Consider the following 13,991-nt stretch of genomic DNA (forward strand, 5'->3'; position numbering starts at 1 on the left):
GAAACGAGCGGGCACGGCTCAGACGGTGATTTCGATGCGATTACCATCGGGGTCGAGCACGACGCACTCGTAGTACCCGTCACCCGTCTGCCGGGGACCATCCACCTCGGGGAGGCCCTGGCGACGGAAGCGCTCGGCCATGGCGTCGACCGCCTCGCGGGAGTTCTGGAATCCGAGCGCATCCAGCAGCGCCTTCACCGGCTCCAGTTGCCCGGGCTCGACCGGAATCATCAGGTCCACGACCCCCTTGCCCTCGCAGCCCGGCACGGAGGTGCTCCCCACGTGCTCCACCATGACTTCAGGCAGGTGCTCGCGAACAGCCTCACCCACGCGCCGGGCCACCTCCACCACGCGAGCGTCATAGGGACGACAGGCGACTGTCTCGCGGACATACGGCCCGATGATGCGGGGAACGGTCTCGAACATCTGATTTCATCTCCAGGGGATGGAGTTCAGACTTCGTCGTCAGGCAGGAGCGTGCGAAGCAGCTCGTCGTCGGGGCTGAGCGGGCGCCAACCGGGCGGCGGCGGCGTGGCGAGGAGAGCCGTCATGATCTGTCTCGCACGCTCCTCGTGGGTCTCTGGGGTGAAGCTAATCCACGAGGAGAGTGCCATGGCAACGGCGAAGCGGTTTGCATCGTCCAGCACGGCCGGCCAACCTTCGGGGAGGTTTTCGGCCAGTTCGCGCACAAGCTGCCCACGCACCAAACGTGTGACCTGATGGCTCCGCTCAGCCTCCGCGACCAATCCGCTGAACACCTGCACCGCGTTGACATCGTCCTCGCCGAGTTCCTCAGCTAATGCAATCAGCGAGGCAGTGGGGCGGGCACTCGCGAAGGCGGTGAGCGAGTCATAACCACGCTCGCGGACTCGTTCATAAAGGCGGACCTTCCAATTGTCTCGCCAAGTACTTTTTTCGCTCATTGCCCTCACCAGGGAATGAAATCCATCGGAATGCTATAGCTCTTCATGCGATGCGCGACGATTTTCAGGATCTCGCTTCGCGTCAACGTCCGGCCAGCCGCAGTCTCGGCGTCGATTAGCGACTTCATGATCATCTGGTTCCATTCGCCGGGCCACGTGCGGCCCAGGCGCCAATCGCCCCCGCCATGGATCGCCTCGTGGTTTGCCTTCTCCATTCTGACGCAGAACTGGTCGATGCTCATTTCGCCAGTGAAGCCGCGCTTCTCGAACCACTCGCGGAACTCTCTCGGCAGCACGTGGTGCCGCGGTGGCTCGGCCATGCCAGCCCCCGCCCTGTCGGTCTGGCGCATGCCACGTACCTCTGGCCCATCACCGAGCGCGTCTCGCACGCCCCGCGGCAGCTCGTCGTGAGCCTCCGCCATCACCACCTGGCCGGCGTGGATCCGCACGGCCGCGCTGACAGCTGAAATGGAGATGACGCCCGCCCGCACGAGCCGGCGCATCATCTCCACCCACTCGGCGGACACCACAATCCGCGTCCCCATCATCACGCCGTTCGAGCCCACCACCATACCCACTCCAAGCGTGGCGGGTGCGCTCGGCGGCAGCCGGGGCAGCGACACTCTCATCGCCGAGAGCATGGTGAGCATCTCCATGCTCTGCGCCGCCGCCATCAACTTCCCCACGCGCTCCTCCGCCACGCGCACCGCCCTACGCGTCGCCTCGAACTCGGCGGTGAGCTGGCCCATCAGCGCGGGAAGCTCGCTCGCCGCCGCCTCCACCCGCCCTGGCTCCAGGGACGCCAGCTCCGTCATGGCCGGCTCGAGCATCTCCTGCCAGCGCGCCATGTCCACGAGCAGCTTCTCCTCGCTGTAATACGGGCACTTCTCGAGCACGACGTCGGCGAGGTTCAGGAAGTCGAGCCATGTGGCCAGCAGGATGGAGCCGAACATCGCGGCCTGGAGCCGTGGGCCCGTGAGCCGAAGGAGCGCGAGCTCCATATCCGGGTCATCTACCTCCGAGGCCGCTTTCGTCAGACGGGTGGCACCACCGAGCGCGGCGTTCATCCATTTCAGTTGATTGACGCCATGGGCGACGTAGGGCCTGAACACGCCGCCGACCTGACCGCCGATGCCCTCCTTGCTGGTCGCGAGCATGGAGAGCATTCTCCCCATGCGCTCGGAGGAGACAGACACATCGTCAATGGCACCGCGCACCGCTCGACGGGTCCATGCGACGTCATGGGGGACCGCTCCCCCAATGGCTCCCGCCACGCAGCAAGGGCCCACCCCACGCGAGCCTCGGGGGCGGTACAGCCGTTCCGATGCCCCCGGCTCCGGCATGGCGGGTGGTGGGGACACCAGGGCTCGCGGCGGCTCGGCCACGCGCGGTGTGTAACGCAGGCGCGTCCCGTGGCTGGACGGTGGCGGCAGCGACGCACAACCGGTGGTCAACAGAGCCAGGGCGAGCACCAGCCCCGCCCTCCGAGTCCACAACGCGGCGGTGCGCATATCCTCTCCTGGCCCACGGAAGCGAAGGCGGCGTGCCTTCGCGTACGGCTCAAGCAGCCTGCCTCGCGCGCTCCAGGAGGAAGTGGACCAGGGCGGGCCAGGACTCGCGGAGCTTGTCCGTCGAGGCCTCACCAAACACGGTGACGGGGTCCACGTAACGGCGCTCGCCCGTGAGCCGCTCCACGCTCCAGGAGAGCAGGGCATCCCTCAGGCCGCGCATGGGGCCGCCGAGAACATGGGTCGCGGGCCCTTCCAACAGCGCTCGAGCCTGGGCCCAGTCCTCGCGTCGGCAGGCGATGACGCCGTTGACGAGCACGATGAGGGGATCCTCGGCGTCCTGGGCCCGAGCCCCCGCGAGCCGCTCTTCCGCGACGCCCAGGGCTCCCTTGAGCGCGGAGATCAGGGCAAGACGCACGGGGATGTGCGTGCGAACCTGGGCGGGCAACTCCTGGGTGTCCTGGGCCGTGGTGAAGTCACGCTCGGCCGCATCCAGGTGCCACAAATGCAGATGGCACACGCCAACGTTGAAGGGGATGACGCCCTGCCCCTCTTTCTTGAGCAGGGGGCGCGCGGTTTCGAACTTCTCGAGAGCGGCGGCGATGCGCCCTCTCGACAGGAGGGTGTTGCCCTCCGCGTTCAATTGCCATCCCTTCTGGTTTCGCTTGCCAACGATGGCGCCGACGACCACGGCGAGCACCACCACGAGGAACACGGGAATCCAGCCCGACAGGTCCGGTAGCGGTGTGCCGGGTTGCCGGAAGAAGCCATAGAAGGCGACGAACAGAACGAGGAGCAACACCCACAGGCCGATAAGACGCATCGCGCTTCGCATGGGCCGTCTGTAGCATGTCGGGTGAGGCGTCAACACCGTCCCTGTTCTGGACGGCCCATGGCCCTCCACCGCCGGACGCGCGCGAGCATTTCCTCGGGAAGCGCGTCCCGAAGCACCTCCCGCCCCGTCCGCTCCAGGGCCTGGGCTCGCACGACCCAGGAGCCACAACTCGCCGGCCGGGTGATGCGCAGCCGCACCGTCGTCCGGAGCCCTCGCGTCCAGTCCGACTTGTAGGCCTCGACGCCTCGCAGGAAGTCATACTCGGAGAAGCCCTCGGCCAGCGCATCCCGGAACGTCTCGCCCACCAGGACGAGCCCCACGCTCCGCGCCTTCCACTCGGGGTCGTATCCCGCGTTGTAATAACTGAAGGTGCGTCCGTGCAGCAGCGCGTAGACGGACGCCACCGCCCTGCCCTCCACCGACATCAAGTAGATGCGAGCCCTTCCCGCTTCCGCCAGGAGCGGCACCACCGTCTGGTGGAAGGCCTGGATGCACGGAGCATCGAGCGCGCTGCGCCCTCCCCAGCGCAAGGCATGCAACCGGAGGAACTCTGGCAGCGCGCGCGCGAGTTCCTCACGTCCCTCCGCCCTCGTGATGGCGAAGCCCCGCTGGCGCTCGAGCCACTTGCGGCGACGCAGGAAGTTGTCGGCCCGGGCCACCCGCGCCAAGAAGGTATCGAAGCCCTCGCCGGCCTCGAACGTCTCGTACGGACAACGGTTGCGCGCGGTGCTCTCGAGGTTCCACCCACGCGTTCGGCAGCGCGCGCCCAGGAGCGCCACCGTGGGGGACGTCTCCTCCATGTCCGACAACTCCAGGACGTCCCACTCGCGCCAGGTGCTCGCGAGCGCCTCGGCCAGGGCCTCGGTGAGGGACGCCTCGTCCCCGGGCCGGAGCACGGCATCGAGGTAATCGCTCCCCACGCCCTCATCTCCCAGGAACCGGAGCCACCTCAGACGGGCACCTCCCCATCGCCGCTCCTCGATGGAGAGCGGCAGCACTCCGGCGAGCACGCCCTCCCCGTCCCTCACCGTGAGGAGGAAGAGCCGCCGGTGTCCTCCGAGGTGCTGATGCCAGCCGAAGAGCCACTCCCAGGTGTTGAAGACGCGAGCCCGACTGGACTCACACAAACGCCGCCACTCGCCGCGCAGCGCCAGGAAGTCCCGCGTCTCCCGAATGACATCCACCTTCATGTCTCCAGCGCCTCTCGCGCCACCCGCGCGACGTGCTCGATGTCCTCGGGGCCGAGCCCCTGATGGCAGGGGAGCTCCACCACCCGCTGGCGGAGTGCCGTCACCTCCGGGAAGTGCTCGCACGTCGCCGCGGGATGGCCGGATCTCCAGAAGTCGACCGCCTGGATGCCGCGTGACCACAACAGGCGCAGCGCGCGATCCTTGTCATCCACCTCCAGCGCATAGAAGAGCGGGCACACCCCAGGCGGCAGCGAGGACCAGGTCGCTCGCTCGGGTCTGCCAATACGCTCGTGGAGGTGGAGCCAGTTGGCGCGCCGGCGACGCACCACTTCGTCCGCGTCCACGTTCCTGAGCACCCTCTCGGCGACGGCGCTCATCCCGAAATGGACCACCGAGGGGTCGAAGTCCTGGGTTCCCACCGGAACGTCCTCGAGTCGCGCCATGGCCCGGACATGACAGGTGAAGGACTTCGTCACCCCGCGCAGCAACCTGCCCGTCCCCTGGGAGCGGCGCTCGGCCGCCATCAGCATCGAGCCGGTCAGGTGCGAGAGCGTCGGCAGGAGCGGAGGCGGTGTGAGTGCCATGGGCCCGGCCTCGCGGCATTCCCGCATGAGCAGGCCCCCCCCATGAGGCACGGGGAGCGTCTTGTAGAAGCAGAAGATGGCGGCGTCTCCCCTGCTCCCCAGCGGCCGGTCGGCCTCGCGGGAGAAGAGCGACAACGCACAGTCCTCGATCAGGAAGACGCCGCATCCGCGAGCGACCTCCGCCAGCTCCTCCAGGGGCTGGGGGAAACCCGCGTAATGAATGACATAGATGGCACGCGTGCGAGGCCCCACGCGCGAGCGGACGTCGTCCGGATCCATCCGCCCCGACGCATCCACGCGCGCGAACCGGAGCCGTGCTCCCGCGTGGAGCAGGGCGGCGATCTCCACGCCATGGTGGTACGCCGGGACGATGACCTCCCACCCCTCGAGCCCCAGCAACCTGGCGGCCCACCACACCGCATTGCGGCCCAGATAGGTCAGCTCGAGCCCGGTCCTGTTGAAGGGGAAGAGGACCCTACGGTCAGAACGCGGCACCCAGTGCGCCGGACCGAGATCCGGCACCGACGGAATGGCCATCAGCGCATCCATCCACTCACCTCCTCGAGCCAATGTTTCACCGCGGGTTCCTGGTGGTTCCACGTCAGCTCGAAGGCCAACTCCGAGACCGGTACGGGAGCCCCGATGCGTGGAAGCTCGAGCAGCCCGCTCTCTGGCGAGCAGAGCCCCGACCGGGTGGTGACAGCCGCTTCGAAGTAACGGCTCGCGAGCGCCGTCACCGCGGGGTTCGTGGCCCCATTGGGGTAGGAGAAGAGCGTCGGCCGCACACCCAGCTTCTCCTCGAGCGTGTCACGACAGGCTCGAAGCTCCCGCTCCACCTCCGCGAGCGAAACCCGCGTGAGGATGGGGTGGCGCTCCGTGTGGGCACCAATCTCGAATCCCTGGCGTGACAGCTCCCGCACCTCCTCCCAGGAGAGGAAACGGTTCTCGTCATTCACCGGAATCGGAAACACCGCGCGCAGCCGCCCCACGATGTCGAGCATGCTCTCGTGCGGCAGCTCCTTGAGGTACTCGACGCATGCCATCATCAGGACGCGCGGACTCAAGCCGAGCGAGCCAAGCCGTGTGATGGCCGGGTCTCCACATGCACGGCACAGCTGCTCGGGCGGGTAGCGGGAGAAGAGCTCCTCCAACTCATACGCCCACATCCAGCCGTCGGTGCCGACCAATCCCGTGGTGACGAAGAACGTCGCCGGGATGCCGTAGCGCGAGAGGATGGGCGCGACGAGGTACAGGTTGTTGCGATAGCCATCATCGAAGGTCAGCGCCACGACCTTCGGGGGCAACCCCACCCGCCCGGAGAGCCCCGCGACGAGCTCGGACAGGAGCACGGGCCGGTACTCTCGCGCCAGGAAGGCGACATGTCGCTCGAACTCCCGGACATCGAGCACCGGCTCGCCCCAGACGCCCACCGGCCGCCGCTGGACCTTGTGATAGAAGAGGATGGCCGCGTGACGCGCTCTCACGGACCTGGAAGCCAGGTGGAGGCCCAGGTTGTACGAGAGGGCCTTCACGCCCCTGGTCACCCAGGACGTCCAGCGCGGCTCGATGCCCATGCGCGCGCGCAACACCACCCGCTCCAGATCGACCTGGTTCCTCGACCTCGCCAGATCGACCTGGTTCCTTGACCTCGCCAGGTCGACCTGATTGCGCCTGGCTGAAGCAACGAACGTATGGGTCTGCTTCATGAGTCCCCCCACCCGGTGCATTGCAACCACCACGCCGGAGCGGTAACTCCTTGAAAGACCAGCGAAAGCGCGGCCACGCTGGGCAAAGCATTCCCGAGCGTTCCCCTGGCACTACCCGGAGAGGCGTGAACACGTCACTCGCATCAGACAGCCATTGGATGAAGAGCAGGGACTCCAGGGCAGAGCGCCAGGAGCGGGGTCGGAGCGGCTCGGGCGGCAGCTCGACGCGGAGACGACGAAGACGCTCAGGCCGTGAGCGTCCGGTCGAACAGCTCGAGCAGCCTGCTCCAGTGCCGTTCGGAGGCGTCCTTGTCGTAGACGGACGACCCCTCCACCGCATAGCCGTGGCGCGCGCCAGCGTAGAGCTCGGAGCGAGCCTTGACGCCCGCCTCCTTCAAGGCCGCCTCCAGCCGGGCGATTGCCTCGGCCGGCATGGAGCCGTCCTGGTCCGCATGGCCGAAGTAGAGCTCGCCCTTCACCTTCCCCACCACCCGGTGAGGACTGTCGGGCTCATCCGTGGCCAGGCGTCCCCCATGGAAGGAGGCCGCCGCGGCGATCCGCTCCGGGAAGTCCGCCGCCATGCGCACCGCCATGGAGCCACTCATGCAGTAACCCACCACGCCCACCCGCGAGCCCTTCACCCTCGGCTGACTGGCGAGGAAGTCGAGCTCGGCGGCGGCGTCCGTCCTGACACGCTCGGGCGTCAGCGTCGCGATGAGCCCGAAGATGCGCTTGCGGAGCGTCTCGTCCGCGAAGGAGCCCTCGAGGTTGGGCAGCGGCGCGCGGCCTTCCCGGTAGTAGACGTTCGGCAGCAGGACGACATATCCCGCCTTCGCCAACCGCCGCGCCATGGCCTCGAACGCCGGCCGGATTCCCATCGCATCCGTCAGCAGGATGACCGCCGGCGCCTGTCCCTGTCCGTCTGGATGGAACAACTTCGCGTCCATCGTGCCTTCAGGCGTCTTGATGTCCACGTCTTGCATGAGCCTCTGTCCTCCCACGGTTTCGTCAACCGGCTCTAATTCATGGAACGAGCCCGTGCCACAGGAACGACGCGCCGCCTATCTCCTCGCCGGTCCCCAGGCATGTCGTCATCCATGACGGAGTGGACGACCCGAGCACCCGCTCAGCGTGAGGCGGACTTCGCCGGGCCCACCCAACCGGGGAGAACGGCCTCGTCGATTCCCGTCGCCCCATCCTGCTCCAACCGGGCCTTCACCTTCGGAGGAGCCCCGACGAGCACGTCCCGCCCGCGCTCGAACCGCTGTGCCTTCACCAGCGCCAGGGTGGCCCGGTCCAACAGGAGCGCGCGACGCGGGGACGGTACGAGCAGGAGGGAGATGTCCTTCGTCAGCGCCTTCACCGCGTCGGGCTCGAGCGTCCCGTCGCTCCGGAAGAAGCGCGCCTGGACCTCGTCGTTGCTCCTGTAGTCGTCACCTCCCCCCACCTGCTCGAGCCAGTGGGCGTATTCGCCCCGTCCATCGGCTCGCTTCGGCTCCGGGATGCCCTTCAGGCCCCGCTGCCCCCAGTGGTACCAGCCCGCCTGGAAGGCCGAGCCCGCGTCCAGCTTGCGCGCGAAGCTGAAGGTGCTGTCCGTGGTCGCGCCCACGCCGCCATGGCACCCGATACAGGCGGTGGTCTCCTCGACGTTCTGGGGACGCAGCTCCCCGCCCGCGTCCTCGATGAAGCCTTGCATCAACCAACCGGAGCCCGTGCCCACGCCGCGCTCCGCGTCCGCGAGCACCGTCTTCAACTTGTCGGGGTGCTTCATCTTCTCCCGGACCTCCGCCTCGGCCGCCAATTGGAGGTCGCTGTACGTCAGCCAGCGGGTCTTCCGCATGTAGCGCAGCTCCTTCATCCGAGCCGCCATGCGCACCTGGTCTCCGTCCACATCGAGGTAGCGCAAGCTGTGGAGGAACTCGGTGCCTCGTGGGTAGAGGCCGGCCGCGGGCCAGCCCTCCCGTGTCCGGTCCAGCCCCGCCGCCTGCCCCACGTATCCGAAAGGACGCTCGGGCTTCGGCGGCCACACGAAGGCCACGCGCGTCGCCATCCCGAGCACGCCATCTCCGTCGAGATCCGAGCCGAGCTCGCGCTCATCCGTGGGTGGCAGCGGCACGTCCACCCGGCGGATGAAGGCCTCCAGGATGGCGAGGTTGATGCGATACACGGCCCTGCTCTCGCGTCCGTCCCGGTCCCTCCGGAACGCGTCGGGAAGCCGGATGAACACGTCTCCCGCGCTCCCGTTGGTGGGCCAGAACATGCCTGGAAACGGGGCATAGGCGAACGCGCGCCAGCCCGTCATGCGCCCGTCGGGTGAATGATCAAAGCCCTCGGTGTCTGGCTGGAACCAGCAGTCCGGGGTGTAGCCCTCCCACCGGCCATTCCCGTTCACGTCCCAGGCGGCGGGCGGATGTGCCAGCGCCGCGGCGAGCCGGAGCCCACCACGCTCATCCACGTAATTGCTCGAGCGCACCCAGGCCAGCAGCTCGGCGTCGGGCAGCTCGACGGGCGGCGGCGGCTGGAGCACGTTCGTCCAGCGATTCTCCTCGGCGGAGCGCGCCACCGAGAGGACCGTCTGGACCTCGGCGTCCTCGACGAAGTTGGGCGCGCGGGGCGTCTGGTGACACGCGAAGCAGCCGTTGTGCGTGCGGCCGCCGGGTGTGTCCTGGGTGACCGCGTAGCACTGCGCCGGCAGGTAGGCCGCTGGATTCGAGAGCCGGGGCGGCACGCGTGCGTTCGCTGGCAGGGTGGCCGCGAGCGCCTCCCGCACCTGGGCGACCGGTGTCGGCGTCGGCGTGGGGCCACGCGAGCCGCCCGAACGCCACACGACGGCCGCTCCCACCACGAGCAACCCGGTTACCAGCACGATTCCTGTCGCCCTTTGGCGGCCCATGTCCTGCTCCCACGAGGAATGCCGCGGAGCATCCCCGGAAGTCTCCTCCCGGGAATGCCCCACGGTTGTCTGTGATACGGATGCGCCTGCTCAGTCCATCGCCGGGAACGGGCCGATGTAACCGGTATACGACTGCGTCACGTTCCGATCCGACCCCACCACCTTGTCCGTATCGGACTCGGCATAGGGGTGCTGCACCTGCGCCTTGATGTACGCATAGCCATTGATGTTCGGATAGAAGTAGACGCCCGTCGTCTCCGAGCCGTAGGGCGCGGAGAAGATGCGGGTCAGCTCACGCGTGACGATGTTGTAGGCCCACACCATGTCATTCTGGTGGCCGTCGACGGTGTCCTCGCCGATGAGCAGCGTGTCGTACCCGTTGATGAAGGACAGGTTGTCGGGATTGGCGATGCCATTCACGCTGCACACGTTCACGATCGCCGGTTGGGGGACGCCGTTGCCGTCCGGGAGCGTGAAGGTGGGATCGTAGTAGGGGCTGTTGCTCGGGTAGAGGCTCGCGCCAGGCGCCTTCAGCCAGATGCCCTCGACGAGCGGCGCGGCGGACTCGACGACGTAGTCACTCCCGATGGTAGCGTTGGGCGAAACGGCCATCTCGTAGACCGCGCCACAGTCGTTGCGCGCGACCTGGATGTGATTGGGCCCGCCGAGATCCTTGTTCGCCGGGTCGTTGATCATCCCGTGGTTCAACTCGCTGAAGGACACGTAGAGCCGGTGGGCGGTGGGGTTGAACGTGATGCCCTCCGTCTTCCGGAACTCGGTGGTGGCCCCGACATAGGCCGCGTACCGGCGGCTCTCCAGGCGCGAGGCCGCCAGCTCCTGACCGGGCTTCAGCCTCAGGCACTCGCGACCGGTCTCGGTGTTGATGGCACGGAACCCGGAGTCCGCGCTCGGGCAGGTGCCATCGGCGGACTGGGGCTCGGTCTCGAAGATGTGCGAGAACTGGATGCCGCCGTCGATCAGCGCCTTCACCTCCGCGTCCGTCGCGCTGGGACCCAGGGGCAGCCAGTAGATGTCCGCCCGGCCCGAGGGCAGACCCGAAGCGGTGGTCTGGAACCACCGCGCCGCGTAGAGCTGGCCCTCGGACAGGTCCCCCGGCCGCTTCGCCACGAACATGTAGAAGCTGTCGTTGCTGCCGTCGTCGCTCAGGTAGACGGTCTTTTCATCCGGCATCACATACGCGAGCTCGAGCGCGCGCCGGCCCGCCGCGTAGTGCTTCGTGACGGTGGTGGTGCCCGAGCCGTCGACCGCGACCTCGACCACGTAGCCATAGCGGTACGGGGAGAAGACCGCCTTCGCCTCGTCGATGGAGGCCGTGGCCGGATCCAGCCCCCAGTAGCGCAGCATGGAGCGCTCCGCCGAGGTGAGGGCACTCACCGAGGCCGCGTTCTCATACACGCGCGCATCCGTCGGGTACTCCTCGCTGCTCAGGTTCGTGTTCCAGGGGGACACGCTGCCAGCGCAGGGCGTCCAGTAGCCCTCCACTCCCGAGAAGTCGATGGGCCGGGTGTTGAGGACCGTGAGCTTGCCATTGGGCTCCTGGCGGAGCTCGGAGAGGTACATCGCCGCGGGCGTGGTCTCGAACTGGGTGAGCTCGAAGAGCTTGCCGCCCACTGGAAGGAGCGCCGAGAAGTCGTTGGACGGGGAGATGAATTCCGAGCCGTCCGCGTTCTTCACCGGCTGGCCGTCCTTCTGGATCATCCGTCCGAAGATGTGCTCGCCGATGGGCTGGCCGGAGCGCAGCACGGTCTCGTACTGGATGGCGACCTCCTGGCCGTTCACGTTCGCCTTCGGGCTGGCGTAGACGGCCCGCTTCTCGTCCAGCGTGCGCGCGGCATTCACCGGCGTGAAGCTGAGTGACTTGCCACCGCCAACCGCCGGGCCCTGCGGACCCTGTGGGCCTTGTGGACCCTGGGCCCCAGGCGCTCCGTCTTCACCACTGCACGCGGAAAGCGCGAGCGCCGTCAGCGACGCCCACATCAAGCGCCCCGTGCGGCGCTTCCACCTCGAATGAACCAATCGCATCCTGTCCCCTCGTCTTGAGATGCCCTCGGAGCCGCTGTCGCCAGGCCGGCTCCGAAGGCCCGCGGATGCTCCGGCGGCGGGTGACCTCTCCGCAAGAGGAGGCGTGACCTTCCCGTTACAAATGCATCCGCTCGCCCGGCTGCTCGCACTTGGAGTTCAGTCGCCCCATCCGTGCGGCTGTCCCATGACGCGGGGCGCAATCCATTGTAGCTCCCAGTTCCTTCCCCAGCCGGTGAGTGACACGCGCACCGGAGGGATCAGACAGGCGCCATGAGCACGCCCGCCCCCGAGTTGGAGCTCCGCCCCTCGCACGTCATCACCGCTCGCCGCGGCATCTCGCCGGTCATCCGCCACACCCCGCTCGAGCCCAACGCCACCCTCCCGAAGCTCGCGGGCGCCCCCGTGCTGCTCGAGCTGGAGAACCTCCAGGTCACCGGCCGTAGCGGCTACGGCTGCGGTGGCTGGGGCTGCGGCTCCGCCTGGGGCGGCGGCTGCGGTTGCGGCTGCGCCCGGCGGTACTCCTCGTAGCCCTTGGAGTAGGTGCCGCCGAAGAGCTTGTCCAGGTAGGAGAAGAAACCGGCGTAGTTGCCGAAGAAACGCCGGTGGTGGAAGTCGTGGTAGACGGGCCCCTTGTAGAAGGGAACGAGCAGCGCCGGGTTCCACGGCACGTCGTAGCCCGAGTGCCCATCGGCCGCCTCGAGCTGCCGGAACACAATCCACGCCCACAGCGTCACCACGTGCGCCCCCACCAGCGCGGGCCCCATCATCACCAGCGTCGAGGTCAGCATGAACTCGACCGCGTGCATGTAATTGCCGGTGAGCGCGAAGGGCGTGGTGATGCGGTGGTGCACCGAGTGGATGTGTTTGTAGAGCCAGCGCGTGTGCAGCGCCCGGTGCATCCAGTAATAGAGGAAATCGTCCAGGACGATGAAGAAGGCAATCTGCCCGACGATGACGTACCAGGGCGGCAGCTCGCCCGAGTGGATGCCCGACAGGCGCAGCAGCGGCCAGGAAACCAGCACGCTCATGAAGGACACCAGGTTGTTGAAGGCGAACCGTTGCAGCGAGGGCACGAACCAGCGCCGCACCGGGAAGTCCCTGCCTTGTACCCGGTACTTCTTCAACGACTCGGGATTCTTGTAGGCAACCCACGTCCAAGGCAGGGCGAACGCCAGGAACGCGGTGATGCTCAACAGCGTGGAGCAGACGGCGATGAAGAAGAAGCGCTCCTCCTGGTACATCGCCAGGATTGTGTGGAGCGTGGTGTTCGAGCCGTCCATTCCGCCCTCCCGCGGTGACGCACACGGGAAGCGGGCAAACCAGACATGCCGTGAAGCCTCCCTGTCGAAGGCCCCAGCTTAGCGGGTGAACGGACGGTCGGCGAGACGGTGACTCCACCTCCCCTCGAAAAAAAGACTCAACCGGCCGCGGAGCGCAGGGAGAAGCTCACCGGGATGACGAACTCGGCGGACTCCCGGGCAAGTTCAGGAGGCAGTGGGGAGAAGGGAGCGGCGGCCTTCACCATGCGCAGGGCCTCGGCATCCAGCACCCGGAAGCGAGAGGAGCCCTCCAGTCGAGGGGGCGCCGCCAGCGAGCCATCCCGGTTGATACGGACGCGGACCCGCGCGGTGCCCTCCATCCCGAGTCGCACCGCCTGCGCCGGGTAGCGCCGTTGCCGGGTGACGTGGCGAGAGAGCCACTCACGGTATGCCAGCAACTCCGAGTCCACCCCCGCCCCCGGCACGCCGCCTCCCGAGGAGAGGCCCACCCCGGAGGTACTCCCGCCTGGAGCGCCCTCGGAGGTCTCCGGCGAACCTCTCTCGGGCGTGCCCGCCTCGGACCCTCCCGGAGCCGCCAGGGCCGTGGCCTCTGGAGGTTCTCCGGCGGACGCGGCTCCCGGCTCCTCCACCCGGGCCTCGGTCGACGGTGGGGGCCGAGCCCGCTCCGCGCGGGAGGGCGTCGCGACCGTGCTCCTCCCGGGCGCCTTCTCCACCCGGCGCGACACACGCTCGGGCGGACGCACTGGCTCGAGGTCCTCCGGGGAGCGCCGCCCGGTCCCCTCGGCTCCGGCACTCCGCGCCGCCTCGCGCCAGACGAGCTCCACCTCGAGCGGCCCGCCCGCCCGGGAGCGCTCCGGCTCCGACGCATCGCGCCACAGGGCCGCCATGCCCAACACGTGCAACACCACCGAGGCCCCGAGGGCCAGGGAGACGCGAGACAGGGTGCCTCCAGGTCCGGCCCCTCGCGAGGCGACCCGCTGCGTGGCTCTGTCCGTGGCTCCCGGCGTCATCTCCCCGCAGCCTGTATGT

The 13,991-nt window shown here is 68.1% G+C and carries 13 protein-coding genes; 1 reads left to right on the top strand and 12 read right to left on the bottom strand.

The features are described from left to right. Nucleotides 1-18: 18 nt before the first annotated feature. The 10 genes from JQX13_RS12520 to JQX13_RS12565 all read right to left on the bottom strand — a co-directional run bounded on the left by JQX13_RS12520 (nucleotide 19) and on the right by JQX13_RS12565 (nucleotide 11,682). Complete coding sequence (locus JQX13_RS12520) at nucleotides 19-426, bottom strand: GrpB family protein (protein WP_203409234.1); 408 nt, start codon at nucleotides 424-426, stop codon at nucleotides 19-21. Nucleotides 427-452: 26 nt separating this feature from the next. Next, nucleotides 453-923 carry an NUDIX hydrolase gene (locus tag JQX13_RS12525; RefSeq protein WP_203409235.1) on the bottom strand — a complete coding sequence of 157 codons (471 nt, stop codon included), beginning with the start codon at nucleotides 921-923 and terminating at the stop codon, nucleotides 453-455. Between the two features lie 5 nt (nucleotides 924-928). Further along, a complete protein-coding gene (locus tag JQX13_RS12530) occupies nucleotides 929-2,080 on the bottom strand; it encodes a DUF2380 domain-containing protein (protein ID WP_343211081.1) in 1,152 nt (383 codons plus the stop codon). A gap of 403 nt (nucleotides 2,081-2,483) precedes the next feature. Continuing rightward, nucleotides 2,484-3,254 (bottom strand): hypothetical protein, encoded by a 771-nt coding sequence (locus tag JQX13_RS12535; protein ID WP_203409237.1) that lies wholly within the window; start codon nucleotides 3,252-3,254, stop codon nucleotides 2,484-2,486. A 41-nt stretch (nucleotides 3,255-3,295) separates the two neighbouring features. Continuing rightward, nucleotides 3,296-4,456 (bottom strand): GNAT family N-acetyltransferase, encoded by a 1,161-nt coding sequence (locus JQX13_RS12540; RefSeq protein WP_203409238.1) that lies wholly within the window; start codon nucleotides 4,454-4,456, stop codon nucleotides 3,296-3,298. Further along, a complete protein-coding gene (locus tag JQX13_RS12545) occupies nucleotides 4,453-5,589 on the bottom strand; it encodes an aminotransferase class V-fold PLP-dependent enzyme (RefSeq protein WP_203409239.1) in 1,137 nt (378 codons plus the stop codon). Before JQX13_RS12545 ends, JQX13_RS12540 begins: the two co-directional genes overlap by 4 nt. Continuing rightward, nucleotides 5,577-6,746 carry a polysaccharide deacetylase family protein gene (locus JQX13_RS12550; RefSeq protein WP_203409240.1) on the bottom strand — a complete coding sequence of 390 codons (1,170 nt, stop codon included), beginning with the start codon at nucleotides 6,744-6,746 and terminating at the stop codon, nucleotides 5,577-5,579. Before JQX13_RS12550 ends, JQX13_RS12545 begins: the two co-directional genes overlap by 13 nt. A gap of 245 nt (nucleotides 6,747-6,991) precedes the next feature. Continuing rightward, complete coding sequence (locus JQX13_RS12555) at nucleotides 6,992-7,729, bottom strand: dienelactone hydrolase family protein (protein WP_203409241.1); 738 nt, start codon at nucleotides 7,727-7,729, stop codon at nucleotides 6,992-6,994. A 143-nt stretch (nucleotides 7,730-7,872) separates the two neighbouring features. Next, nucleotides 7,873-9,639 carry a hypothetical protein gene (locus JQX13_RS12560; protein ID WP_203409242.1) on the bottom strand — a complete coding sequence of 589 codons (1,767 nt, stop codon included), beginning with the start codon at nucleotides 9,637-9,639 and terminating at the stop codon, nucleotides 7,873-7,875. A 90-nt stretch (nucleotides 9,640-9,729) separates the two neighbouring features. Then, the gene (locus JQX13_RS12565; protein WP_203409243.1) at nucleotides 9,730-11,682 is read right to left on the bottom strand and encodes an alkaline phosphatase PhoX; all 1,953 of its coding nucleotides are present in this window, start codon (nucleotides 11,680-11,682) and stop codon (nucleotides 9,730-9,732) included. A gap of 270 nt (nucleotides 11,683-11,952) precedes the next feature. On the opposite strand from JQX13_RS12565, the gene JQX13_RS12570 reads away from it, so the two are divergent. Beyond that, nucleotides 11,953-12,210 (top strand): hypothetical protein, encoded by a 258-nt coding sequence (locus JQX13_RS12570; protein ID WP_203409244.1) that lies wholly within the window; start codon nucleotides 11,953-11,955, stop codon nucleotides 12,208-12,210. Here the strand turns inward: JQX13_RS12570 and JQX13_RS12575 are convergent. After that, nucleotides 12,129-12,962: a sterol desaturase family protein gene (locus tag JQX13_RS12575; protein WP_203409245.1), complete on the bottom strand. Its 834-nt coding sequence runs from the start codon at nucleotides 12,960-12,962 to the stop codon at nucleotides 12,129-12,131. The two genes, JQX13_RS12570 and JQX13_RS12575, sit on opposite strands and share 82 nt — an antisense overlap. A 137-nt stretch (nucleotides 12,963-13,099) precedes the next feature. Further along, nucleotides 13,100-13,972 carry an energy transducer TonB gene (locus JQX13_RS12580; RefSeq protein ID WP_203409246.1) on the bottom strand — a complete coding sequence of 291 codons (873 nt, stop codon included), beginning with the start codon at nucleotides 13,970-13,972 and terminating at the stop codon, nucleotides 13,100-13,102. Between the last annotated feature and the right edge of the window lie 19 nt (nucleotides 13,973-13,991).

The organism is Archangium violaceum (assembly GCF_016859125.1).
GTDB classification, from domain to species: Bacteria; Myxococcota; Myxococcia; order Myxococcales; family Myxococcaceae; genus Archangium; species Archangium violaceum_A.